The sequence below is a fragment of the Pseudomonas sp. JL23 genome, assembly GCF_056933585.1.
This window is the reverse complement of the sequence record NZ_CM167795.1, coordinates 1,747,069-1,770,738: the sequence shown is the minus strand read 5'-3', so window position 1 is coordinate 1,770,738 and position 23,670 is coordinate 1,747,069. Positions and strand designations below refer to the sequence as shown.

The 23,670-nt window shown below is 61.7% G+C and carries 24 protein-coding genes; 2 read left to right on the top strand and 22 right to left on the bottom strand.

Annotated elements, in window-relative coordinates; genetic code table 11:
* Positions 1-14 precede the first annotated feature (14 nt).
* From AC1Z24_RS08295 to AC1Z24_RS08245, 11 genes are all read right to left on the bottom strand, one after another.
* Entirely contained in the window at positions 15-1,004 is a 990-nt protein-coding gene (locus AC1Z24_RS08295) for a DNA polymerase III subunit delta' (RefSeq protein ID WP_483745247.1), read from the bottom strand.
* Positions 997-1,629, bottom strand: coding sequence for a dTMP kinase (gene tmk / locus AC1Z24_RS08290; RefSeq protein ID WP_483745246.1), 633 nt, complete (start codon positions 1,627-1,629; stop codon positions 997-999). The genes AC1Z24_RS08295 and tmk overlap by 8 nt, the downstream gene beginning before the upstream one ends.
* 19 nt (positions 1,630-1,648) lie before the next feature.
* Complete coding sequence (mltG, locus tag AC1Z24_RS08285) at positions 1,649-2,800, bottom strand: endolytic transglycosylase MltG (protein ID WP_483745245.1); 1,152 nt, start codon at positions 2,798-2,800, stop codon at positions 1,649-1,651.
* 3 nt (positions 2,801-2,803) lie between these two features.
* Positions 2,804-3,619, bottom strand: coding sequence for an aminodeoxychorismate lyase (pabC, locus tag AC1Z24_RS08280; protein ID WP_483745244.1), 816 nt, complete (start codon positions 3,617-3,619; stop codon positions 2,804-2,806).
* The gene (fabF, locus tag AC1Z24_RS08275) at positions 3,619-4,863 is read right to left on the bottom strand and encodes a beta-ketoacyl-ACP synthase II (protein ID WP_483745243.1); all 1,245 of its coding nucleotides are present in this window, start codon (positions 4,861-4,863) and stop codon (positions 3,619-3,621) included. Before fabF ends, pabC begins: the two co-directional genes overlap by 1 nt.
* A 113-nt stretch (positions 4,864-4,976) precedes the next feature.
* A complete protein-coding gene (acpP, locus tag AC1Z24_RS08270; RefSeq protein WP_081567453.1) occupies positions 4,977-5,213 on the bottom strand; it encodes an acyl carrier protein in 237 nt (78 codons plus the stop codon).
* 193 nt (positions 5,214-5,406) lie between these two features.
* Complete coding sequence (gene fabG, locus AC1Z24_RS08265; protein ID WP_259099721.1) at positions 5,407-6,150, bottom strand: 3-oxoacyl-ACP reductase FabG; 744 nt, start codon at positions 6,148-6,150, stop codon at positions 5,407-5,409.
* A 15-nt stretch (positions 6,151-6,165) separates the two neighbouring features.
* Positions 6,166-7,104 (bottom strand): ACP S-malonyltransferase, encoded by a 939-nt coding sequence (fabD, locus tag AC1Z24_RS08260; RefSeq protein ID WP_483745242.1) that lies wholly within the window; start codon positions 7,102-7,104, stop codon positions 6,166-6,168.
* 141 nt (positions 7,105-7,245) lie between these two features.
* Positions 7,246-8,253 (bottom strand): phosphate acyltransferase PlsX, encoded by a 1,008-nt coding sequence (gene plsX / locus AC1Z24_RS08255; RefSeq protein ID WP_483745241.1) that lies wholly within the window; start codon positions 8,251-8,253, stop codon positions 7,246-7,248.
* Positions 8,254-8,257: 4 nt separating this feature from the next.
* Positions 8,258-8,440: a 50S ribosomal protein L32 gene (gene rpmF, locus AC1Z24_RS08250; protein ID WP_003179396.1), complete on the bottom strand. Its 183-nt coding sequence runs from the start codon at positions 8,438-8,440 to the stop codon at positions 8,258-8,260.
* A gap of 13 nt (positions 8,441-8,453) precedes the next feature.
* Positions 8,454-8,981, bottom strand: coding sequence for a YceD family protein (locus tag AC1Z24_RS08245; RefSeq protein ID WP_259099592.1), 528 nt, complete (start codon positions 8,979-8,981; stop codon positions 8,454-8,456).
* A 106-nt stretch (positions 8,982-9,087) separates the two neighbouring features.
* Between AC1Z24_RS08245 and AC1Z24_RS08240 the strand changes: the two genes are divergently transcribed.
* Positions 9,088-9,666: a Maf family protein gene (locus AC1Z24_RS08240; RefSeq protein ID WP_483745240.1), complete on the top strand. Its 579-nt coding sequence runs from the start codon at positions 9,088-9,090 to the stop codon at positions 9,664-9,666.
* Positions 9,667-9,843: 177 nt separating this feature from the next.
* Here AC1Z24_RS08240 and AC1Z24_RS08235 read toward each other — a convergent pair whose 3' ends face one another.
* From AC1Z24_RS08235 to rluC, 3 genes are read right to left on the bottom strand one after another with little or no spacing between them, the layout of a single operon-like run.
* Positions 9,844-10,842, bottom strand: coding sequence for a S49 family peptidase (locus tag AC1Z24_RS08235; RefSeq protein WP_483745239.1), 999 nt, complete (start codon positions 10,840-10,842; stop codon positions 9,844-9,846).
* Positions 10,843-10,865: 23 nt separating this feature from the next.
* Positions 10,866-11,528 (bottom strand): HAD-IA family hydrolase, encoded by a 663-nt coding sequence (locus tag AC1Z24_RS08230; RefSeq protein WP_483745238.1) that lies wholly within the window; start codon positions 11,526-11,528, stop codon positions 10,866-10,868.
* Complete coding sequence (rluC, locus tag AC1Z24_RS08225; RefSeq protein WP_259099582.1) at positions 11,518-12,477, bottom strand: 23S rRNA pseudouridine(955/2504/2580) synthase RluC; 960 nt, start codon at positions 12,475-12,477, stop codon at positions 11,518-11,520. Before rluC ends, AC1Z24_RS08230 begins: the two co-directional genes overlap by 11 nt.
* Before the next feature lie 719 nt (positions 12,478-13,196).
* Here rluC and rne point away from each other — a divergent pair.
* Positions 13,197-16,469 carry a ribonuclease E gene (gene rne, locus AC1Z24_RS08220; protein WP_483745237.1) on the top strand — a complete coding sequence of 1,091 codons (3,273 nt, stop codon included), beginning with the start codon at positions 13,197-13,199 and terminating at the stop codon, positions 16,467-16,469.
* A 173-nt stretch (positions 16,470-16,642) separates the two neighbouring features.
* Here rne and AC1Z24_RS08215 read toward each other — a convergent pair whose 3' ends face one another.
* The 8 genes from AC1Z24_RS08215 to AC1Z24_RS08180 all read right to left on the bottom strand — a co-directional run bounded on the left by AC1Z24_RS08215 (position 16,643) and on the right by AC1Z24_RS08180 (position 23,605).
* Positions 16,643-17,236: a nucleotidyltransferase family protein gene (locus tag AC1Z24_RS08215; protein WP_483745236.1), complete on the bottom strand. Its 594-nt coding sequence runs from the start codon at positions 17,234-17,236 to the stop codon at positions 16,643-16,645.
* Positions 17,237-17,258: 22 nt separating this feature from the next.
* Positions 17,259-18,278 carry a UDP-N-acetylmuramate dehydrogenase gene (gene murB, locus AC1Z24_RS08210; protein WP_483745235.1) on the bottom strand — a complete coding sequence of 340 codons (1,020 nt, stop codon included), beginning with the start codon at positions 18,276-18,278 and terminating at the stop codon, positions 17,259-17,261.
* Positions 18,275-19,039 (bottom strand): 3-deoxy-manno-octulosonate cytidylyltransferase, encoded by a 765-nt coding sequence (kdsB, locus tag AC1Z24_RS08205; protein WP_483745234.1) that lies wholly within the window; start codon positions 19,037-19,039, stop codon positions 18,275-18,277. Before kdsB ends, murB begins: the two co-directional genes overlap by 4 nt.
* Positions 19,036-19,221 (bottom strand): Trm112 family protein, encoded by a 186-nt coding sequence (locus tag AC1Z24_RS08200; protein ID WP_017736029.1) that lies wholly within the window; start codon positions 19,219-19,221, stop codon positions 19,036-19,038. The genes kdsB and AC1Z24_RS08200 overlap by 4 nt, the downstream gene beginning before the upstream one ends.
* A gap of 17 nt (positions 19,222-19,238) precedes the next feature.
* Positions 19,239-20,234, bottom strand: a complete 996-nt coding sequence (lpxK, locus tag AC1Z24_RS08195) for a tetraacyldisaccharide 4'-kinase (protein WP_483745233.1) — start codon at positions 20,232-20,234, stop codon at positions 19,239-19,241.
* Complete coding sequence (locus tag AC1Z24_RS08190; RefSeq protein WP_483745232.1) at positions 20,234-20,665, bottom strand: ExbD/TolR family protein; 432 nt, start codon at positions 20,663-20,665, stop codon at positions 20,234-20,236. Before AC1Z24_RS08190 ends, lpxK begins: the two co-directional genes overlap by 1 nt.
* Positions 20,662-21,300: a MotA/TolQ/ExbB proton channel family protein gene (locus AC1Z24_RS08185; protein ID WP_483746567.1), complete on the bottom strand. Its 639-nt coding sequence runs from the start codon at positions 21,298-21,300 to the stop codon at positions 20,662-20,664. Before AC1Z24_RS08185 ends, AC1Z24_RS08190 begins: the two co-directional genes overlap by 4 nt.
* A gap of 82 nt (positions 21,301-21,382) precedes the next feature.
* Positions 21,383-23,605, bottom strand: coding sequence for a DNA internalization-related competence protein ComEC/Rec2 (locus tag AC1Z24_RS08180; RefSeq protein ID WP_483745231.1), 2,223 nt, complete (start codon positions 23,603-23,605; stop codon positions 21,383-21,385).
* Positions 23,606-23,670: the final 65 nt, after the last annotated feature.

The window sequence follows — 23,670 nt, the reverse complement described above, 5'->3', positions numbered from 1 at the left end:
GAATGACGGTGAGTCTACCCTTGTCCGGGCAGCCCTGCCCACTGCACCAGCAATGCCTCGAGCAACAGGACGCGATTAAGGTTGGCCTTGGACATGACTTTCTGGCGCTGAGCCAGCACCCAATCCTGCATTGCCAGCACCTTGTCCTGCGACGATTTCTGCGCCAGGTATTGCACCACCTTGCGCATGTCCGACAAACCAAGCCCATCTTCATCCCGAGTCAATTGGTAGCGCAGGATCAGGTGTGACCAGTCGCAGAACCAGTCGAACAGCAGCAACAGCGGAATATCCTTCCAGGCACTTTCGGCCAGTTGCGTGGGCGATTGCTGCTGCTTGATCAGCTTCTTCACCCCCTCCACCACCAAAGCACGCTGCTCACGAACACCCTGAGCATGCAGGCTGACCGCCATTAATGGCGAACCGGCAGCCAGCGCCAGCAGTTCGAGACGCTCCTCCAGCGCACATTCCGGCAGCGCCTGCTCCAACCAACGCAGGCTCATCTCTTCGCTGGGCAGCGGGCAGGCCTGTTGCACGCAACGGCTCTTCACCGTCGGCAACAAACGGCTGGGCTGATGGCTGACCAATAGCAGAACAGTATTACCGGATGGCTCTTCCAGGCTTTTAAGCAAAGCGTTGGCGGCGTTGATATTCATCGCCTCCACCGGTTCGACCAGTACCACCTTGCGCCCGCCCATCTGCGCGGTCTGCACGATGAAGCTGACCAGATCACGAACCTGATCGACCTTGATGCCCTTGTCCGCTTCTTCCGGCTCCAGCACATAGTTGTCCGGGTGACTGCCCGCTGCCAACAACATGCAAGACTTGCACTGGCCACAGGCATCCAGGCCGACCGGCCTCTGGCACAGCAGTCGGGCCATCAGGCGCTCAGCCAGTGCCCGCTTGCCGATCCCGGCAGGCCCGTGCAGCAGGTAGGCGTGGGCATGCTGGGCACGACCGGCCATCTGCTGCCACAGCGAATCCTGCCAGGGGTAGGCTTCAGCCACGGTAAAGCTCCAGCAGGTCGGGCAGCAGGCTGTCGAGAGATTGCTGTACTTCAGGCAACGACAACGCCGCGTCTACCAGACGGTAGCGCCCAGGCTCGGCGGCGGCGCGCTGCAGATAAGTGCTGCGCACGGCATCGAAGAACGCCCGGCCTTCCTGCTCGAAACGGTCCAGGCGACCACGGGCACTGGCCCGGGCCAGGCCGACTTCCACCGGCAGATCGAAAACCAGCGTCAGGTGCGGACGCAGATCGCCCTGTACGAAGTTCTCCAACACAGCAATGCGCTCAAAAGACAAACCACGACCACCGCCCTGATAGGCGTAGGTAGCGTCGGTAAAACGATCACACAGCACCACGGCGCCACGGGCCAGGGCCGGCTTGATCACTTCGGCCAGATGCTGGGCACGGGCGGCGAATACCAGCAGCAGCTCGGTATCAGCGCTCATGGCTTCTTCGCTGGGCGCCAGCAGCAGTTCGCGAATGCGCTCGGCCAGGGGCGTGCCGCCGGGCTCGCGGGTCAAGACCACGTCGATGCCCTGGGCACGCAGTTGCGCCGCAAGGTACTCACGATTGGTGCTTTTACCGGCCCCTTCCGGGCCTTCGAGGGTGATGAACAGGCCGGTCACAGGCAATCCTTGGTCAAATTCATTGCGGGCTGGCCTCGCTCGGTTGTACCGGCGTGACAGGATTAACAGGCGGTACAGGCGCGCTGGCGGGTGCTGGGTCGGCGACCGGTGCAGGCGCATCGGGGGCCGGCGCGGAAATCGGTGCCGGGCTGGAACGATAATCGGCGCGGCGCTTGAGCTGGAACTCGCGAACCGCCGCGTTGTGAGCATCCAGATCAGCGGAGAACACATGACTGCCATCGCCACGGGCGACAAAATACAGGCTATTGCCCGGCGCCGGGTTCAGCGCAGCATGAATCGCCTCGCGCCCGACCATGGCAATCGGCGTCGGCGGCAGGCCGGCATTCATATAGGTGTTGTAGGGCGTGGCTTCCTTGAGCATGGCTTTGGTCAGCTTGCCGTTATAGCGCTCGCCCAGACCGTAGATCACCGTCGGGTCGGTCTGCAGCAGCATGTTCAGTTGCAGACGGCGCACGAAGACCCCGGCAATCTTGCCGCGCTCCTGGGGCACGCCGGTTTCCTTCTCGATCAGCGAGGCCATGGTCAGGGCCTGATACGGATCGACATAAGGCACATCAGCGGCGCGCTTGTTCCATTCCTCATCCAACACATCGTCGAGGCGAGTGAAGGCGCGCTTGAGCAGCTCTGCATCACTGACGCCACGCACGTAACGGTAGGTATCGGGGAAGAATCGCCCTTCAGGGAACACGCCCGGATGACCCAGTTTGGTCATCAATTCGCTGTCACTCAAACCGACCAGGGTCTGACCGAGCTTGGGCTGTTTGGCCAACGCCGCACGCACCTGGCGGAAATTCCAGCCTTCAACCAGGGTCAGGCTGTACTGCACCACTTCGCCGCGCTTCCACAAGCCAAGCAGGGCATCGATATCCATGCCCGGCGTCATGCGATATTCACCGGTATGGAACGACTGCCCGGCCAGGTTGAAGCGCCAGTACAGGCGCAGCCAGAAGGCATCCTTGATGACGCCATCGGTTTCCATGCGATTGAGCACACCGCTCGGGGTCGAACCGGCGGGCACGTCGAGCAATTGCTCTTCAGTCACTTTCAAGGGTTGATGCAGTGCCTGATTGACCTGCCACACAGACAGGCCCACGCCCAGGCCGAAGACGACCAAGGCAATTTCCAGCAACACCAAGAGTTTTCGGATCACAAATCAGATATCCAGAAGTGCACGAGCAATGCCCTGTAGTTTACGAGTGAGCGGACCGACCGGCCAGCTCAACTGCTCATAGCCAATGACCGGCCAGATGCCATAGACGCTGTTGCACAGAAACACTTCGTCGGCCGATGCCAGCTCAGACAACGGCAGATCGCGGATGTCCGTAACGACCCCGAGTTTGTCGGCCTGATCAAGCAGTTCGGCGCGCATCACCCCGGCAACGCCACAGCGGCTCAGATCGGCGGTGAGCAGGCGACCTTCACGCACCAGGAACAGGTTGCTGTAGACCGCTTCGATCACGCGGTCGTCGGTGTCGCACATCAGGCCTTCGGCATGCTCACTGTCCTGCCATTCGCCACGGGCCAGCACCTGTTCCAGGCGATTCAGGTGTTTGAGGCCGGCCAGCAGCGGCTGCTGGGCCAGACGGGTGCGACAGGCAAACAGGCGGACGCCATCGTCAGCGTGAGCAGGCGGGTAGGCTGGCGTCGGGCCGCCCTGAAGGATTCGGCGCGGCTGTGCGTCGGCTGGCGGCGCATAACCGCGCAGGCCGTCGCCACGGGTGAGGATCAGCTTCATCACGCCCTCGCCCAGTTGCCCGGCGAAGCGCAGTGACTCTTCAATGATCCGCTCGCGATCGAAGGCCATACCCAGACGCTGGCAACCCAGCTCGAGACGCCGCAGATGGCGCTCGAACAACGATGGCCGCCCCGACCTGACGGCGATGGTCTCGAACAGACCATCGCCATAGGCCAGGCCGCGATCCTTGACCGACAAGGCGTCGGCAGGACGACCGTCGATCCAGCTCGACATCACTCGGCGAACCGGCGGAACACCAGAGAACCGTTGGTCCCGCCAAAACCGAAGGAGTTGGAGATGACCACATCGATCGGCATCCTGCGCGCTTCGTGGGGCACGAAGTCCAGGTCGCAGCCTTCATCCGGCTCATCCAGGTTGATGGTCGGCGGCGCCACCTGATCGTTGATCGCCAGGATGCTGATGATGGCTTCTACCGCACCGGCAGCGCCGAGCAGGTGACCGGTCATGGACTTGGTCGAACTCACCGCCAGCTTGTAGGCGTGATCGCCGAACACCGACTTGATCGCCGACGCTTCAGCCAAGTCACCGGCCGGCGTCGAGGTGCCGTGGGCGTTGATGTACTGGACCTGATCGAGATTGAGCCTGGCATCGCGCATGGCGTTGGTGATACAGCGCGCAGCACCGGCGCCATCTTCCGGCGGCGAGGTCATGTGGTACGCGTCGCCGCTCATACCGAAACCGATCAACTCGGCATAGATGGTCGCGCCGCGGGCCTTGGCGTGCTCCAGCTCTTCGAGAACCAGGGCACCGGCACCGTCGGACAGGACGAAGCCATCACGGCCCTTGTCCCACGGACGGCTGGCGCGGGCCGGATCGTCGTTGCGGGTCGACAGCGCACGGGAAGCCCCGAAACCGCCCATGCCCAGACCACAGGCAGCCATTTCGGCACCACCGGCAATCATCACGTCGGCTTCACCGTAGGCGATATTGCGTGCAGCCATGCCAATGCAATGCGTACCTGTCGTGCAGGCCGTTGCGATGGCGTAGTTAGGCCCCTGTACACCCAGATGGATCGACAGGAAACCGGAAATCATGTTGATGATCGAGCCCGGTACGAAGAACGGCGAAATGCGCCCCGGACCTTGCTCGTGCAGCGTACGGCTGCTGTTTTCGATGTTGGTCAGGCCACCGATCCCCGAACCCATGGCAACGCCAATGCGGTCACGGTTCTCATCGGTGACTTCCAGACCGGCGTTGCGCACCGCCTGAAAGCTTGCGGCCAGGCCGTACTGGATGAAGAGGTCGAGCCGACGGGCCTCTTTGGGCGCCAGGTACTCTTCAACGTTGAAACCTTTGATCGAACCGCCAAAACGGGTGCTGTAAGCCGAAAGGTCTGTGTGCTCGATCAGGCCAATGCCACTGCGGCCAGCCAGAATGCCTTGCCATGTGCTTGGCACATCCGTACCCAACGGCGTCAGCATACCCATACCGGTGACCACGACACGTCTACGCGACACAGGACTCTCCTTTTCTCTTATTGACGACACGAAGCATCGTTTTTAAAGAAAAAACCGCACGCCGGTGAAGGCAGTGCGGTTTTTCCACGACAGCAAGCAACGATTACAAACTATTACGCCTGGTGGGCAGTAACGTAATCGATAGCTGCTTGAACGGTGGTGATCTTCTCGGCTTCCTCGTCAGGGATTTCAGTCTCGAATTCCTCTTCCAGAGCCATTACCAGCTCAACGGTATCGAGGGAGTCAGCACCCAGGTCTTCAACGAAAGAAGCAGTGTTGGTGACTTCTTCAGCCTTGACGCCAAGTTGCTCGGCAACGATTTTCTTGACGCGCTCTTCGATGGTGCTCATACCGTATTTTAACTCCTAGTGGACAAATTCAGGCGGCTGGCCGGTGGGTAAGTGTATAGAAGACGTTTTACGCTTTTCAAGCAAAACGCTTCGGACTTCGACTCCAACGGCCTGCCGCCTATTAAAAGATTGCAGCTTTATAACGGATTTTCCGACAGCTCGTATGACATTTTTTTGCCCCGAGCAGTCACATTCAGCTCATGTACATCCCGCCATTGACTGGGATTGTAGCCCCGGTCACGTAGCCTGCACCCTCGGATGCGAGAAAAGCGACGACGTTGGCGATCTCCTGCGCCTGACCCAGACGACCCAGTGGAATCTGGGTCAACAGGGCTTCGCGCTGGGCTTCTGGCAGCTCACGAGTCATGTCGGTATCGATGAAACCTGGTGTTACAGAGTTCACGGTAACGGCACGCGAACCCACTTCACGAGCCAGTGCACGGCTGAAACCTTCCAGACCGGCCTTGGCGGCTGCGTAGTTTACTTGGCCTGCGTTGCCCATGGCACCTACCACGGAGCCGATACTGATGATCCGCCCCCAGCGCGCCTTGGTCATGCCACGCAAAACGCCCTTGGAAAGGCGGAACAGACTGTTCAGGTTGGTGTTGACGACGTCATGCCATTCGTCGTCCTTCATGCGCATCATCAGGTTATCGCGGGTGATACCGGCATTATTGACCAGAATCAGCGGTACGCCGACGCGCTCCTGAATAGTCGACAGAGTGGCGTCCACAGAGGCCGCGTCACACACGTCCAGCATCAGGCCGAAGCCTTCGATGCCGTTTTCCTTGAAGGTGGCGCTGATACGCTCGGCACCGGCTTCAGAGGTGGCTGTACCAACGACCACGGCACCATTGCGACCCAGTTCCAGGGCGATGGCTTGACCGATACCACGGCTGGCGCCGGTAACCAGTGCAACTTTACCTTGCAGGCTCATGCAGGCTTCTCCTAATCAGGCCAGTGCCGCGCGGGTGGCGGCAAAGGCGTCTGGGGTATTGAGATTGAAAGTCGCCACGCCATCGGCGCAACGCTTGTTGAGACCGGCCAGCACTTTGCCGGGACCGCATTCGACCAGTTGGGTCGCGCCATTGGCCGCCAGGCACTGCACGGACTCGACCCAACGCACGGGTTTGTACAGCTGTTGCAGCAGATCACTCTTGAGGGTGTCCAGATCGCCAGCAATCGCGGCGCTGACGTTCTGCACCAGAGGAATCTGCGGCGCCTGCCAGTCAATCGCGTTGACGGCTTCGGCGAAACGCTCGGCGGCCGGACGCATCAACTCGCAATGGGACGGCACGCTGACCGGCAGCGGCAGAGCACGCTTGGCGCCCTTGGCCTTGCACAGCTCTATGGCGCGCTCGACAGCGGCGGCTTGCCCGGCGATCACCACCTGGCCAGGGGAGTTGAAGTTGACCGCGCTGACCACATCGCCCTGGGCCGCTTCGGCGCAGGCTGCAATGACCACAGCGTCGTCCAGACCGAGAATCGCGGCCATGCCGCCCTGCCCGGCCGGAACGGCTTCCTGCATCAACTGGCCACGGCGTTCGACCAGTTTGACCGCGTCAGCCAGTGTCAGGCTGCCCGCCGCGACCAAGGCACTGTATTCGCCCAGGCTGTGCCCGGCAACGTAGGCCGGACGCGCGCCGCCCTCGGCCAGCCAAAGACGCCACAGCGCGATGGACGCGGTGAGAATGGCCGGCTGAGTCTTGTCGGTCTGGTTGAGATGCTCTTCCGGACCTTGCTGGGTCAGCGCCCAGAGGTCGTAGCCGAGGGCGTCGGACGCCTCTTTGAAGGTGTCGATGATCAACGGGTATTGGGCGCCCAGCTCGGCAAGCATGCCGAGGGACTGCGATCCTTGACCCGGAAAGACGAATGCGAGGGATGCAGACATGTAACAAGCCCCTGAATGATTGGTCGTCGAAATGAACGCCCGGCACGGCCGAACGCAAGAATTCTAAGTTGCGTGACTGCCCTGTTGGATGACTGGCCGGTCAGCAGCGTCACATTTTAGCCCCACGCCCGTAAATACGGGCTACAACACCCCATCAAGACGCCCATTCAGGCGTCGCGGCAGATCTTCCTGGATTTCGATCAACGCACGCTGGATCGCACTCTGGAAGCCCTGCACGCCCGCCGAGCCATGACTCTTGACCACGATACCCTGCAAACCCAGCAGACTCGCGCCGTTATGCCGGGCCGGGGCCAGGTCGGCACGCAGGCGGCGCAACAACGGAAGCGCAAGCACGCCAACGGCGCGAGACAACAGATGCTGCCGGAACATGGCGTCAATTCGACCGGCAATCATGGTCGCCAAACCTTCGCTGGACTTGAGCAGGATATTGCCGACAAAGCCATCGCACACCACCACATCCGCCTCACCCCGGTACAAGCCGTCGCCTTCGATGAAGCCGGTGTAGTTCAGCCCGGCAGCGGCCTGAAGCAGACCGGCGGCCTGCTTGACCTGCTGATTGCCCTTGATGTCCTCGGTGCCGATATTGAGCAGCGCCACCCGCGGCCGGGGCACGCCCAGCGCTTCGGCGGCAACCGAGCCCATGACCGCGAACTGATAGAGGTTTTCCGCGCTGCAATCGACATTCGCCCCCAGATCCAGCAACTGACAATAGCCGCGCTGGGTGGGAATGGCCGCAACCATCGCCGGGCGGTCGATGCCCGGCAGGGTCTTGAGCAGAAAACGCGAGAGCACCATCAGCGCACCGGTATTGCCGGCACTGACACAGGCCTGGGCCTGGCCATCAGCGACCAATCCCAGGGCAACCCGCATCGACGAGTCTGGCTTGCCGCGCAGAACCTGGGCCGGGCGATCGTCCATGGTCACGACTTCGCTGGCATTGACAACACGCAGGCGCGAGCGATCCACACCAGGATGGCGGGCAATAAGGTCTTCAAGGATGGGGGATTGACCGACGAGGGTCAGGTGAAGCGAGGGGCTTGCAGACAGGCACGCAATAGAGGCCTGAACAATGTTGCGGGGACCGAAGTCCCCGCCCATTGCGTCGATCGCGATGATCGGAGCGGACAAGAAATTACTCGTCAGCGCCCTTGTCGATCACTTTACGACCACGGTATACGCCTTCTGGCGATACGTGGTGACGCAGGTGAACTTCACCAGTGGTCTTTTCTACCGACAGAGTGCTTGCCTCGAGAGCGTCGTGCGAACGACGCATGTCACGGGCAGAGCGGGATTTTTTGTTCTGCTGAACAGCCATAATTGATTAACTCCTAAACGTTTGGGTCACGCTTTAACTGCGCCAATACACTGAACGGGTTGGACCGCGTTACCTCGTCCACGCTCGGTTCGGGCTCATCGAGACCCGCCGGCTGCTGGCATTCTTCCGGATGATGAGCAGGCACAATGGGCAAGGCGAGCAAAAGCTCCTCCTCGATCAATGCCAGCAGATCCAAAGGATCTTCGCCCAGTTCCAGCACGTCATAACCTTTCGGTAACGACTGGGTATTCGCACCCTCCTTCACCACGGCGTAACTGCACTCGCTGTGGATCGGCAGGGTGACCAGCTCAAGACAACGCTGGCAAACCATCTTGACCGAGGCGTCGATTTCACTGTGGATAACCACAGCGCGTCGTTCGTCACGCTCAAAAACGAATTTAGCCTGCACCGTACCGAGGTTATCGGAAAGCGGATCGCAGAGTCTCTCCAAATCAGCCAGTAACACTTCGCCTTGAAGGCTGGTGCCACGGTCAGCTAATTTGCGCGGGTCAACGTGAGGTGGAATCGGGTCATTCAACATAGGCGCAGCATTCTAGGGATGCCCCCCTGCTCTGTCAAAGGAAATTCAGGCCAGCAACGTGATGCATCTGATATTAGAATCGTGAGTCAAATGAATGGAGATCCGCATGCTGCCTCTGCTCCTCGCTTCCAGCTCGCCCTACCGCCGTGAATTGCTCGAACGCCTGGGCCTGCCATTCGTCTGCCAGTCGCCTGATATAGATGAAAGCAGACGCCCCGGCGAGAGCGCACTCGAACTGGTCCAGCGCCTGTCCCGGGAGAAAGCCCAGGCTCTGGCCGCAGCGTTCCCCGACCACCTGATCATCGGCTCCGACCAGGTCGCCGTGCTCGGCGAGCAGATCCTCGGCAAGCCCCACACCTTCGAACGCGCCCGCGAACAACTGACGGCGGCCAGCGGCGCCAGCGTGTCCTTCCTGACCGGCCTGACCCTGCTCAACAGCAGCACCGGCCAGAGCCAGACCGATTGCGTGCCCTTTACCGTGCACATGCGCGAGCTGAGCACAGCCGGTATCGAGCGCTACCTGTATGCAGAGCAACCCTACGACTGCGCAGGCAGCTTCAAGGCCGAAGGTCTGGGTGTAAGCCTGTTCCGCAGCACCGAGGGCAGCGACGCCACCAGTCTGATCGGCCTGCCGCTGATCCGCCTGATCGATATGCTAATAGATGAAGGCTACGCCATTCCCTGAAATGGGCATGACCTGTAGGAGTTGCCGAAGGCTGCGAAAGCGATGCATCAGACAAATCCATTCGCAGCCTTCGGCAGCTCCTACATAGGAACCGCATTCCAAATCACAGCCTGAACTCTATCTACCCAAAACAAAAACCCGACCAATGGTCGGGTTTTCATTCAGCCATAACCTTGATCAGCGCAAGGTCGGCCCATTGAAGCCTGCCCACATGGCAATCTGCTCAGCCACGCTGGCGCCCAGCTTTTTCGAGAAGCGATCAAATGGCGATTCCTGCACGGTGTAGTCGACGATCTTTTTCTCGCCGATCACATCACGCGCCACCGAACTGGTGTTGCCCAGGCCATCGATCAGACCCAGAGGCAACGCCTGCTCGCCGGTCCAGACCAGCCCGGAGAACAGCTCGGGGTGATCCTTGTCCTTGAGGCGGTCGCCACGGCCCTGCTTGACGCTGGCAATGAACTGCTTGTGGGTGGTGTCCAGCACGCTCTGCCAGAACTGGGTTTCCTCGGCCTTGGGCGGCTGGAACGGATCAAGGAAGGCCTTGTGCTCACCCGAGGTGTAGACCCGGCGATCGACGCCCAACTTCTCCATGGTGCCGACAAAGCCGAAGGTCGCCGCCGTCACACCGATGGAACCGACCAGGCTGGCCTTGTCGGCATAGATCTGGTCAGCGGCACTGGCGATGTAATAAGCCCCGGAAGCGCCGAGATCGGCGATCACCGCATAAACCTTGATATTCGGCTTCTCGACACGCAGGCGACGAATTTCGTCATAGACGTAACCCGATTGCACCGGGCTGCCGCCACCGCTGTTGATGCGCAGGATGATGCCCTTGGTCTTCTCGTCCCTGAAGGCCTCGCGCAGGCTGCCGACGATATTGTCGGCACTGGCCATTTCGTTGTCGGCGATCATGCCCTTGATCTCGATCAGCGCGGTATGACTGTCCTTGCGCGAGGCGCCCTTTTCGACATCCATCAGCGGCGAGAACATGAACAGCGCGCCAACCAGGTAGAGAAAGGTCAGGCTCTTGAAGAAGATCCCCCAGCGCCGCGAGCGCCGCTGCTCCTGAATACCGGCCAGCAGGGTCTTTTCCAGCAGCTTCCAGCTCTTGGCGTCGGCCTTGCTGTCCGCGCGCTCATCGACACCTTGCGGTGCTTTCCACTCATCAGACATTTAATCACCCCAACAACAAAGACTCAGGCGCTGCGCGCCGACAGCCAGGTGCGCAACTCGTTAAAATGATCGATGGCCAGTCGCGGGCCGAATTCGCGCAGCGAGTCCAGGGATTGCGCCCCGTACCCCACGGCCACGGAGTCCATGCCGGCATTGCGCGCCATCTGCAGATCGAAGGACGAATCACCCACCATCAACGCCCGCTCAGGCGCCACGCGGCAATGCGCAAGAATTTCATGCAGCATCAACGGGTGCGGCTTGCTGGCGGTCTCGTCAGCGGCACGGGTGGCATCGAAATAATCCAGCCAGCCGTTGGACTTGAGCACCCGGTCCAGGCCGCGACGCGCCTTGCCCGTGGCCACGGCCAGGTGATAACCCTCGGCACGAAACGCCTCGATGGATTCGGCAACCCCGTCGAACAACGGCGAAGGCACCTCGTCCATGGTCATGTAGCTATTGGCATACCGCTCGCGAAACGCCACCAGGTCACGCTGGGTGATACCCGGATACAGGGTTTCAATCGCCTCGGGCAGACCCAGGCCGATGATGCCTTTGATCGAGGCATCATCTCGAACCGGCATATCCCCGGTTTGGGCCGCGCTGCGCATGGCCAGAACGATACGACCGATGGAGTCGGCCAAGGTGCCGTCCCAATCAAAAATTAGCAAATCATAGTCACGGCGCACTCAGCAGTCGCTCCACAGTCTTGGCCCACATCTCATCGACCGGTGCCTCCAGCTTCAGCTCGCCGCCATCGGGCAGCGGCACGGTCAGCATGTAGGCGTGCAGGAACAGGCGTTTACCGCCCAGGTCACGAATTTCCTTGGAGAAGCCTTCTTCGCCGTACTTGGTGTCACCGGCGATACAGTGCCCGGCATGCAGGGTATGCACGCGAATCTGGTGGGTACGCCCGGTAACCGGCTTGGCCTCGACCATGGTGGCGAAGTCGCCGAAGCGGCGCAGGACCTTGAACAGGGTCAAGGCTTCCTTGCCCTCCTCGTTGACCTCGACCATCCGCTCGCCGGAACGCAGATTGCTCTTGAGCAGCGGCGCGCGTACCTGTTTCTGGGCGGTTGGCCAGTTGCCACGGACCAGGGCCATGTAGCGCTTGTCGACGCCATCGCCGCGCAGAGCGGCGTGCAGGTGGCGCAACATGCTGCGCTTCTTGGCGATCATCAGCAGGCCCGAGGTGTCCCGGTCCAGGCGATGCACCAGCTCCAGCTCCTTGGCATCGGGGCGCAACTGACGGAAGGCTTCGATAACCCCGAAACTCAGGCCGCTGCCGCCGTGCACGGCGATGCCGGCCGGCTTGTTGAGCACGATCAGGGCCTTATCCTCGTAGACAATCGCCGCTTCCAGGCGCTGCAACAACCCCTGGGCGACCGGCACCGGCTCGTCGCGCTCAGGCACACGTACCGGCGGGACACGGATGATGTCGCCCGCCTGCAACTTGTACTCGGGCTTGATCCGGCCCTTGTTCACTCGCACTTCGCCTTTGCGCAAAATGCGGTAAATCAAGGTCTTGGGCACGCCTTTGAGAAAAGTGACAAGAAAGTTGTCGATTCGTTGACCGGCATATTCCGGCGCAACCTCTACCAGCTGGACGCCGGGGGTTGGAGGGGTGATATTCGTCATGGCGCAAATCATAACAATTTTTTATGGATTTGAAGCACTTAATGATTGCTGCTATAGTCGCGAACGCCGCCAAAAGCGGCCTGGACAGCGGACAAGCGGTGTGACACCGGCCCTGACCACGCAATTCACAAGGACGCGAGGCCGTCCTACGTGGCTTTCGCTGCACACTGGAAGGTCTGGAAACGTAACAAGCGCAGGTGACATGAGGCCTGAAACAGGCCCGAACGCAGAGTAGCTACTCGCCTTCGGAGCTCAATATTCAAGGCCAGTTCACAAAGTGCAGTCGCTTTCAGACGCTCCGAGCGAATGTTTCGGAAACAACGCCTTAAGCCATAGATGCGCGACCTTCCAGTGGAAGGTTGCGGTAAATGCCAACCCGCTGCGGATTCTGCGCGCGGCAGCACCCGAATTATCAGGGATACGTGTAGGGTAGAGACGCACAACCATCGGACTGTGTATAGCACCAGGCTTGTTATAGACGCCTCATCTCGTCCGCTACCGATGGTTGATTCCTCCTCCTGACAAAGCTTTTGCTGACAGGGTGTCCTAATCGTCACCACAGCAAGCAGGAAACGTCGTCGCGACCCCCAGGCCCCGTTGGCCGGGATCATCGCTAGACACTTGAGTGTCCAACCACTCTTGACGTGCCCTGACACCGACCGTGAGAAGTCGTGTGTGCCGAACGCCGTTTCCGGTAGCCCGGAAACCGACGGTACTACATGAAAAGAATGCTGATTAACGCAACTCAACCCGAAGAGTTGCGTGTTGCACTGGTAGACGGCCAGCGCCTCTACGACCTGGACATCGAGTCCGGTGCACGCGAGCAGAAGAAGGCCAACATCTACAAAGGCCGGATTACTCGCATCGAACCCAGTCTTGAGGCTGCCTTTGTCGATTTCGGCTCTGAGCGCCACGGCTTTCTGCCCCTCAAGGAAATCTCCCGCGAGTACTTCAAGAAAGCCCCTGAAGGCCGCGTCAACATCAAGGACGTCCTGAGCGAAGGCCAGGAAGTCATCGTCCAGGTCGAAAAAGAAGAACGTGGCAACAAGGGCGCAGCCCTGACCACCTTCATCAGCCTGGCCGGTCGTTACCTGGTCCTGATGCCGAACAACCCGCGTGCCGGTGGCATCTCGCGCCGTATCGAAGGCGAAGAGCGCAACGAACTGCGTGAAGCGCTCAACGGCCTGATCGCTCCGGCCGACATGGGCCTGATCGTGCGCACTGCCGGCCTGGGCCGCAGCAGTGAAGAAATGCAGTGGGACCTCGACTACCTGCTGCAACTCTGGACCGCCATCAAGGAAGCGTCCCTGGATCGTTCGGCGCCTTTCCTGATCTACCAGGAAAGCAACGTCATCATCCGCGCCATCCGCGACTACCTGCGCCAGGACATCGGCGAAGTGCTGATCGACAGCGTTGAAGCCCAGGAAGAAGCCCTGACCTTCATCCGCCAGGTGATGCCGCAGTACGCCAGCAAGATCAAGCTGTACGAAGACAGCGTTCCGCTGTTCAACCGTTTCCAGATCGAAAGCCAGATCGAGACCGCCTTCCAGCGCGTCGTCGAACTGCCTTCCGGCGGCTCCATTGTCATCGATCCGACCGAAGCCCTGGTGTCCATCGACATCAACTCGGCCCGCGCCACCAAAGGCAGCGACATCGAAGAAACCGCCCTGCAGACCAACCTTGAAGCCGCTGAAGAAATCGCCCGTCAGTTGCGCCTGCGCGACATCGGCGGTCTGATCGTCATCGACTTCATCGACATGACCCCGGCCAAGAACCAGCGCGCCGTGGAAGAAAAAGTCCGCGAAAGCCTGGAAGCCGACCGTGCCCGCGTTCAGGTCGGCCGCATCTCGCGCTTCGGCCTGCTGGAAATGTCCCGTCAGCGCCTGCGTCCATCCCTGGGCGAAAGCAGCGGCATCGTCTGCCCGCGTTGCAACGGCACCGGCATCATCCGTGACGTTGAATCGCTGTCCCTGGCGATCCTGCGCCTGATCGAAGAAGAAGCCCTGAAAGACCGCACTGCCGAAGTCCGCGCCCAGGTGCCGATCCCGGTTGCAGCTTTCCTGCTCAACGAAAAACGCAACTCGATCACCAAAATCGAACTGCGCACCCGCGCGCGCATCATCATCCTGCCGAACGATCACCTCGAAACGCCGCACTTCGAAGTTCAGCGTCTGCGTGATGACAGCCCGGAAGCCCACAACAACCAGTCCAGCTACGAAATCGCTGCTGCCGCTGCCGAAGTGGAAGAAGTCCAGCCAGCCGCCGCGACCCGTACCCTGGTTCGCCAGGAAGCTGCGGTCAAGACCGCTCCGGCCCGCGCCAACGCACCCGTTCCGGTGGAAGCCCCGACACCGGTCGCACCGGCACCTGTTGTCCACGAGCCAAGCCTGTTCAAGGGCCTGGTGAAATCCCTGGTCAGCCTGTTCGCGACCAAGGAAGAGCCAGCGGCTGCACCGGTTGTTGTCGAGAAGCCGGCTGCCGAGCGTCCTGCGCGCAACGAAGAGCGCCGCAACGGTCGTCAACAGAGCCGTGGCCGCACCAACCGTCGTGACGAAGAGCGCAAGCCGCGTGAAGAACGTGCTCCACGTGAAGAGCGTGCCGAGCGCGCCCCTCGCGAAGAGCGTGCTCCTCGTGAAGAACGCGCGCCACGTGAAGAACGTGCACCGCGTGAAGTGCGTGACGATGCAGCCCCGCGTGAAGAACGTCCGGCCCGTGCTCCACGGGAAGAGCGTGCACCGCGCGAGCGCAAGCCACGTGAAGGTCGCGAAGGTCGTGAAGAGCGTCCGGTTCGCGAACTGCGCGAGCCGCTGGATGCCGCCCCGGCGGTCAACCTGCAACGTGAAGAGCGTCCTGAGCGTGCACCTCGTGAAGAGCGTCAGCCGCGTCCACCGCGTGAAGAGCGTCAACCACGCGCAGAACAGCCGGTAGCGGCGGTCAGCGAAGAAGAACTGCTGCCGAACGAAGAAGCCCTGCAGGACGACCAGCAGGAAGGCGCCGAAGGCGACCGTCCACGCCGCCGCTCCCGTGGCCAGCGTCGTCGCAGCAACCGTCGTGAGCGTCAACGCGATGCCAACGGCAACGTGATCGAAGGCTCCGAAGAAGGTGAAGGTGAAAACGAAGGCATTGCTGCTGTAGCTGCCGTTGTTGCAACCGGCGCCATCGCTGCTGCGACCGAAAGCGTGATCAGCGCCCAGGCCGAAGCCGAAGCTCATCGCCAGGCCGAACGCGCTACCGCCGCCGTGCCTACCTCGGCCCCGGCTGCTGTAGAAGCCGTCGCTGCTGAAGCTGCTGAAACGCCAGTCGTCGAAGCGCCTGCCGAATCGACACCTGTCGCTGAAGCCGTCGTCGAAGCACCGGCATATGAAGCAGCAACTGTCGAAGTGCCAGCTGTTGAAGCACCGGCCGCCGATGACAGCTTCAAGCTGGAAAGCGCCCCGGACGTAGAAGTCCCGGCGTTCGTCGAAGCGGCACCGGCACCGGTTGAAGTACCGGCCGCCCAGACCGAACTGTTCAGCGCCCCTGAGCCGTTCACGCCGACGCCTGCGCCCGTTGCAGAAGTAGCGGTCGAAGCACCGGTTGCCGACACTGTGGTCGTTACCGAATCGGCCGAACTGCCTATCCATGAGCCTGTGGCTGAGCCGGTAGTCGCTGCCGAACCAGCTCCTGCGCCAGTCGTGGAAGCGGTTGCCGAGCCGGTTGCTGTTGAAGCGCCTGCCCTGCCGGTCAGCAGCAACGGCCGTGCACCGAACGATCCTCGTGAAGTGCGTCGTCGCAAGCGTGAAGCCGAGCGTATGCAGAAGGAAGCCGAAGAGGCCGCCGCTGCCGCCGCCAGCGCACCGGTTGCCGAAGAACCGGCTCCGGCTGTCGAGGCTGCACCGGTCATCGAAGCGGTAGAAGCTACACCGACCGTTGAAGAGACCGTGCAACCGGCTGAAGAAGTCGTTCAGCAACCAGCCCATGAAGAGCACCACGAGCACAAGCCACTGGTGTGATTCATTAGCTGAATAAAAAGCCCCGCCTGTGCAGACAGGCGGGGCTTTTTTATATCTGCGGACTTATGAAATGTGGGACCGGCTTTAGCCGGGAAGGCGATATGGCAGGCGACATAAATGTACCAGTCATGCCGACCCATTCCCGGCTAAAGCCGGTCCCACCGTTTTGGATTTTACTTGGAAAATACCAACGCCTGCGGCACATCCACATCCCACACCACACCGGAATCGGTCACTTGGATGCACTGCACCGGCGCCGTATCAAACAACCGCCGCGCCCCGCGATCTCCGCTCAAGCCCATCAACCCCGCCGCCAACTCCCGGCCGAAGCCCACCGGATGCCCGCGCTCGCCCTGATACACCGGTACGCTGATAGCATCAGCCCGCACGCTGGTGGCAATGGCTTGCAAGGTTTCAGGCAGGATAAACGGCATATCCCCCAACACCACCAGCCACCCGGCACTGCCTGGCGTGGCAGCCACGGCAGCGGCGATGCTGTCGCCCATGCCGGGGGAATCCAGTTGCAGCAGGGTGCAGTGATAGAGATGGGCGAGTCGGGCGATATCGGGTTGATTCGGGCGTGTGACCAGCAGGCACTTATCCACAACCCCTTGCAGGTTGTGCAGGACCTGTTCGAGCACAGGTCGCTCAATACCATCACGGCCCACGCAGGGCGCCAGCAGTTTACTGACGCCCTCCCCGGCCACGGCCTGATAGCGGCTGCCTGATCCGGCAGCCAGGACAACGGCGCAAAGCGATGTGGTCATCGGAACCTCAACAGAAGGGACCTCAGTAGAGATTGGGCTCCATCTCAAGCGTGACGCCGAACCGCTCGGCAATGTCGGCCTGAATGCGCCGTGCCAGGGACAACAACTGTGTGCCCGTGGCCTGACCGTGATTGACCAACACCAGGGCCTGCAACACATGCACCCCGGCATCGCCGTCGCGGAAGCCTTTCCAACCGGCCTGTTCGATCAGCCAGCCCGCCGCCAGCTTCACCTGACCATCGGCCTGTGGATAAGCCACCAGCCCCGGATAACGTTTTTTCAGCTCGGCAGCCTGGGCCTGCGCAATCACCGGGTTCTTGAAGAAGCTACCGGCGTTGCCCAGCACTGCCGGGTCGGGCAGTTTCTCGCTGCGGATCGCGCAGATCGCCCGGCTGACATGCATGGGCGTCGCTCTCTCGATACCCATCTGCTGCAAGCGCTCGCGCACCGGACCGTATTCCAGGCGCAGTTCAGCCACCCGAGGCAGCAGAAAACGCACACGCAGGATCAACCAGCGTCCGGTTTCGCGCTTGAACAGGCTGTCGCGGTAGGCAAACTCGCACTCGTCGCGCACAAACTCGCGCAGTTCGCCGGTCTGTCGGTCGATGGCAGTCAGGCTGTGGAACACATCCTTGATCTCGACGCCATAGGCGCCGACGTTCTGAATCGGCGCCGCACCCACTGTACCGGGGATCAGACTGAGGTTTTCCAGGCCGGCCAGGCCCATTTCCAGGCACCAGAGCACGAACGGGTGCCACGGCTCGCCGGCTTCGGCCTCAACCAGGCCGTGGGAGCAATCCTCGCGCAAGATGCGAATACCACGGCTGGCCATGCGCAGCACCAAAGCCTGCACGTCAGCGGTCAACAGCAGGTTGCTGCCACCGCCGATCACCAGCAGCGGCAAATCCTGCGCCGCCGCATAGGCCAGGGCTTCACGTACTTCGTCGTCATTACGCGCTTCGGCGTATTGCTGCGCACGCACATCGACACCAAAGGTGTTGAATGGCTTGAGCGAGACATTGTTCTGGATCTGCAACGTCAAGCCTCCAGCAAGCGCCTTACGCGCTCCAGGTCTTCGGCGGTATCGACGCCGGCCGGTGGCGCTTCCAGGGCATCGGCCACATGGATACGCACGCCGTGCCAAAGGGCACGCAGTTGCTCGAGGCTTTCCGTGTCTTCGAGCCAGCACGGCCCCCAACTGACGAAGTCAGCGAGGAAACCGGCGCGATAGGCGTAGATCCCGATATGCCGACGATAGGGCACACCGGCTGGCAACTGCTCACGATCACGGGCCAGAGCGTCGCGGGCCCAAGGCAGTGGCGCGCGACTGAAGGTCAGGGCCAGGCCATTGATATCACTGGTGACCTTGACCACATTCGGGTTGAACAGCGCCACCAAGTCGTCGATAGGCTCGGCCAGGGTCGACATGCGCGCTTCGGGGTGCGCCGCCAGGTTATCGGCGACCTGATCGATCACTGCCGGAGGAATCATCGGCTCGTCGCCCTGCACATTGACCACGATGGCATCAGGCGCCAAACCCAGTTGCGCAGCGACTTCAGCCAGGCGGTCAGTGCCGGAATTGTGATCATCGCGGGTCATCAGCACTTCGGCGCCAAACAGCTGGCAGGCGTCGAAAATCCGCTGATCGTCCGTCGCAACGACAACGCGCTCGGCACTGCTTTTGCGCGCCTGCTCCCAAACCAACTGGACCATGGGCTTACCGGCAATGACCTTCAGCGGCTTGCCGGGAAACCGGCTGGAGCCGTAACGCGCCGGAATGACAACCGTGAACGCCGCCGTCATTTATCCAGGCGCTCGTCGGAGGTCAGGGTACGGGCTTCGCTTTCCAGCATCACCGGGATGCCGTCGCGGATCGGGTAGGCCAGGCCGGCGCCCTTGCTGATCAGCTCGGTTTTATCGGCGCTGAGCTTGAGCGGCCCCTTGCAGATCGGGCAGGCGAGGATGTCGAGCAACTTGGTATCCATAGGAGTTCCTGGGCAATTCATGGCAAAAGACGTAATAACTGCTGGTCGAACCAGGCGATAAAGGTCGCTGAAGGCACCGCGTCCACCGCCAGATAGAACCAGTCATCGGCGGCGAAGGCGCGGCATTTCACGGCGTCCTTCTCGGTCATGACCACGGGCAGCGACGGGCTGAACGCAAGAGCCTGGGCGCTGAACTCGGCGTGGTCGGCAAAGGCATGGGCGACAGGCCGCCAGTGTAGACCTTCGAGGGTCTTGAAGAAACGCTGCGGATTGCCGATCCCGGCCACGGCATGGACCGCCTGACCGGCGGGAAAATGTTCCAGCGCCAAGCGCTCGCCACTGCGCAGATGCACCAGCGCCGAGGGCTTGAGAGTGAAGGCGAAACCGTCTGCGCGATCGGCCGTGGCGCCGTTGTACAGCAGGGCATCGACGCTGTTCAGGCGCTCCACCGGCTCGCGCAGGGGGCCGGCAGGCAGGCAGCGGCGATTGCCCAGGCCGCGGGCGGCGTCGATCAGCACCAGTTCGAGGTCGCGAGCGAGGCGATAGTGTTGCAGGCCATCGTCACAAAGAATCAGGTCCAGGGACTCGGCAGCAAGCAAGGCGCGTACGGCGCTGCTGCGATCGGGATCGATCATCAGCGGCACGCCACTGCGCTGCACGATCAAAAGAGGCTCATCACCGGCTTCGGCGGCGCTCTGCTCGGGCAGCACTCGCCACGGCAGACTCGACGGTTTGGCGCCATAACCGCGGCTGACCACACCGACACGCAAGCCGCGCTGGCGGCAGTGTTCGATCATCCACAGGATCAGCGGCGTCTTGCCAGTGCCACCGATGGTGATATTGCCCACCACCAATACCGGCACCGGGGCGCGATAGATATCGCCCTCCCCGGCCAGAAAACGCGCACGCTTGCCCTGCACCACTCGCCGGTACAGAGCCTCCAGCGGACGTAGCAGCGTCAGGGCCGGATGGCCGTTGTACCAGGCGTCGAGCAGGCGGTCGGTAAAGGCCATCAGTTGGTCGATGCGGCTTCGATGGTGGTCATGCGCAGGTGGCTGAAACCCAGCTTGCCTGCCGCGTCCATGGCCGTGATCACCGCTTGATGAGGGGTCTTGCCGTCGGCACTGATGGACAGAGGCAGGCTGGTATCGCCACCGGATTCCCGTTGCAGCGCATCGATCAGGGTGGTCAGGTCGTTCTTCGGCAGCAACTGGTTATTCAGCGCATAGATGCCGTCGGCATTGATGGTGATGTCCAGGTGCTTGAGGGCGGCGTCGGTTTCCGGGCTGCCGGTCACTGCCTGAGGCAAGTCAACGCGCAGCTGGGTTTCCCGGGTGAAGGTGGTGGTCACCACGAAGAACAGCAGCAGGATAAAGACCACGTCGATCAGCGACACCAGGTTGATGTCGATGTTTTCCCGGGGCTTGCGGCGGCGGAACTTCACTTCTTCTTGCCCTCGGCCAGATCGACATCACGGTCGCCCTGCACCACTTCCACCAGTTTGATCGCCTCCTGTTCCATGCCCACGACCAGCTCATCGACCCGGCTTTGCAGGAAACGATGGAAGAAGATCGCCGGGATACCGACCATCAGGCCGGACGCGGTACAGATCAGCGCCTTGGAAATACCGCCAGCCAGTACGCCCGCGTTGGCGGTCATCCCGGAATTGGTGAACGAGCCGAAGATATCGATCATGCCCAGTACGGTGCCGAGCAGGCCCAGCAACGGCGCCATGGCGGCAATGGAGCCGAGGGTGCTGAGGTAGCGCTCAAGGTCATGGATGACCCGTGCGGCGGCCTCTTCGATGCACTCTTTCATGATCTCGCGACCATGCTTGGAATTGGCCAGGCCCGCAGCCAGGATCTCGCCCAGGGGCGAGTCGGCACGCAGCTCCTTGAGTTTTTCCTTGTCCAGTTTCTTGTCTTTGATCCAGCGCCAGACCTGGCCCAGCAAGTGCGGCGGGGTGATGCGGACAGCGCGCAGGGTCCACAGGCGTTCGATAATGATACCGACCGCGACAATGGAACTCAGAATGATCGGCAGCATCATCCAGCCGCCAGATTTGACCAGTTCCCACACAGTGACCACCCCCAGAAAAAAGTGGCGCCACTCTATCATAGGGTCGTTGGCTGGCCGTAGTGCGGGATCAATATCCGTGCTTTCAGTCACGCCAGAAACGCCGCTGCGCCCGCTCTGCCACAGGCGTGTCGAAGCTGCCCAGACGCAGACTGAGCGCCCCGCTTTCGGCGCTGTCATAGGTATCGATGCCCAGGTAGCGGTAGCGCGACATCACCAAAGGATGAGGGTGGCCGAAGCTGTTATTGCGGCCCCGGGAAATCAGCACCCCCTTGGGCTCCACACCATTGAGCAAGGGCCGTGAAGATGAGGTGCGACTGCCGTGATGAGGCGCCTGCAGCCAGTCGGCACGCACATCGAAACCGCTACCGAGCAGGACTCGCTCAGCCTCGGCGTCGATATCCCCGGTCAACAGCAGGCGCTCGCCGTTGGCTTCGACCTTCAAGACACAGGACGCCGGATTGCTTTCCCGGGCCTGCTCCCAGCGCCAGGTACTGAAGGTCACGCCGTCCCACTCCCAGCTTTCATCGTTGCGGCACAGTTCAACAGGCAAGGATTCGGCTATGCCGATCTGTTGGCCGCCCAATACCCGCTTGATCGGTAACGCCCGCTGCACCGCCAGAGCGCCACCGGTATGGTCCAGGTGAGCGTGACTGAGCAGCAGCACATCCAGCCCGCGCACCCCGCTCTTGCGCAGGACCGGGACCACCACGCGTTCGCCGATATCGAACTCACCGAAGCGCGGCCCGGCGTCGTACAGCAACGTGTGCTGGCGGGTTCGCAGCAGAATGGCCAGGCCCTGACCAACATCCAGTTGCAGCACCTCGACCTGGCCATGGGGAATGCTTTTCAGCGGGGGAAATACGCAGAGCAACAACAACGGCCAACCCAGTGGGCGCAACGGTACACCGGCGGGCAGCAGCAAGAGCAATGCGCCCAGCAGACTGAGCAACAGCGACCACGTCGGTATGGCAGAGGGAATCCAGGCGGGTAGCCAGTCGGCGACCAGTGTCAAGGCGCGAAACAGCCAGTCCAGCGCACCTCCGGCCAGCCACAGCAAAGCCTCGCCAACCAGCGGCACCGGCAATAACAGCGTGCCCAACAGCGCAGGCGGCAGCACGACGAAACTCACCCAAGGCACTGCCAGCAGATTGACCAATGGCCCGCTGAGGCTGACAGGCAAGTTCAAGGCCAACAGAATCGGCAGCAGACCCAACGCAATCAGCCATTGCGCGCGGTTCCAGCTATGCAGCCAGCTCCAGGCACCAAGGCGGCCACTGAAAATCAGGATCAGCACCGCCACGGCGGCAAATGAGAGCCAGAATCCCGCCTGCAGGCTGACCAGCGGCTCGCTGATCAGCACCAGATTCAGCGATATCAGCAACGGCCAGACCACGCCCAGATGACGAAAGCGCCAACGCCACAACAACACCATGCCGACCATCACACAGGCGCGCCGCACCGGCACGTCGAAACCGGCCAACAGCCCGTAACCCAAGGCAGCAGCAAAGGCCAGAGCGCAGGCCCAGGGCAGCCACGGCAAGCGCTGCGGCCATAGTCCGTAACGCGCAAGCCCGGCAATCAGGCCATAGACCACCCCCGCCAACAGGCCGATATGCTGCCCGGAGATGACCAATAGATGCACGGTGCCGGTGTCCTGCAACACCTGCCAGTCCGCCGTCGACAGGCCGGAGCCGTCGCCAATGACCAAGGCCGCCAATCCGCCTTCCCGGCCCTGGGCGTCCACCGCCAGCAAACGCTGACGAACAGCGTCGCGCCAGGCCCCTCTGGCCTCACCCAGGCGCTCACCGTCGACCACCGTCCCCGTGGCGCCAATGCGTTGGGCCAGCAGCCAGGCGGTGTAATCGAAAACATGGGGATTGATCAGCCCGGACGGGCGCTTGAGCTTGACCGCCAGGCGCCAGTGCTCGCCGCTGCGCACCTCGGGGCCGCCATACCAGGACAGCCGAATACGCTCGGGCAGTTCAGCACGGCGGGACTGCGCACCCTGCACCTCGAAACGCACTACGCCTTCGCTGGCATTGGGCAGGCCGATCACCTTGCCTTGCAGCCACAGGGTCTGGCCGTCGAGACGGTGCAGCAGTCGGTCATTCAGAGCGGATTGGGCAGATACACAGGCCCAGGACAGGCCCAGCAGAAACAAGGCCGCAGGATAGGTGCGAAATGGCAGCAACATCAGCGCCACCGCCACCGCCACCATCAATAACAGCCAGCCGCCTGAAGGCAAGGCCGGCAGGAAACGCAGGGCCAACAGGCCCAATGCCAGCGCGATCATCCCTGTGCGCATGAAGTCCCTCGATCGCCGTAAAAGGTATCGAAAGGGCTTAGACCATGGGCTCAGGGAGAGGCGGG

Coding starts and splice junctions, on each gene's coding strand:
- acpP (WP_081567453.1), bottom strand. CDS start 5,213: ATGAGCACCATCGAAGAGCGCGTCAAGAAAATCGTTGCCGAGCAACTT.
- AC1Z24_RS08215 (WP_483745236.1), bottom strand. CDS start 17,236: ATGACCACATCGCTTTGCGCCGTTGTCCTGGCTGCCGGATCAGGCAGC.
- fabD (WP_483745242.1), bottom strand. CDS start 7,104: ATGTCTGCATCCCTCGCATTCGTCTTTCCGGGTCAAGGATCGCAGTCC.
- kdsB (WP_483745234.1), bottom strand. CDS start 19,039: ATGACGGCGGCGTTCACGGTTGTCATTCCGGCGCGTTACGGCTCCAGC.
- fabG (WP_259099721.1), bottom strand. CDS start 6,150: ATGAGCCTGCAAGGTAAAGTTGCACTGGTTACCGGCGCCAGCCGTGGT.
- AC1Z24_RS08240 (WP_483745240.1), top strand. CDS start 9,088: ATGCTGCCTCTGCTCCTCGCTTCCAGCTCGCCCTACCGCCGTGAATTG.
- AC1Z24_RS08180 (WP_483745231.1), bottom strand. CDS start 23,605: ATGCGCACAGGGATGATCGCGCTGGCATTGGGCCTGTTGGCCCTGCGT.
- rluC (WP_259099582.1), bottom strand. CDS start 12,477: ATGACGAATATCACCCCTCCAACCCCCGGCGTCCAGCTGGTAGAGGTT.
- AC1Z24_RS08235 (WP_483745239.1), bottom strand. CDS start 10,842: ATGTCTGATGAGTGGAAAGCACCGCAAGGTGTCGATGAGCGCGCGGAC.
- pabC (WP_483745244.1), bottom strand. CDS start 3,619: ATGTCGAGCTGGATCGACGGTCGTCCTGCCGACGCCTTGTCGGTCAAG.
- AC1Z24_RS08245 (WP_259099592.1), bottom strand. CDS start 8,981: ATGTTGAATGACCCGATTCCACCTCACGTTGACCCGCGCAAATTAGCT.
- rpmF (WP_003179396.1), bottom strand. CDS start 8,440: ATGGCTGTTCAGCAGAACAAAAAATCCCGCTCTGCCCGTGACATGCGT.
- lpxK (WP_483745233.1), bottom strand. CDS start 20,234: ATGGCCTTTACCGACCGCCTGCTCGACGCCTGGTACAACGGCCATCCG.
- rne (WP_483745237.1), top strand. CDS start 13,197: ATGAAAAGAATGCTGATTAACGCAACTCAACCCGAAGAGTTGCGTGTT.
- AC1Z24_RS08200 (WP_017736029.1), bottom strand. CDS start 19,221: ATGGATACCAAGTTGCTCGACATCCTCGCCTGCCCGATCTGCAAGGGG.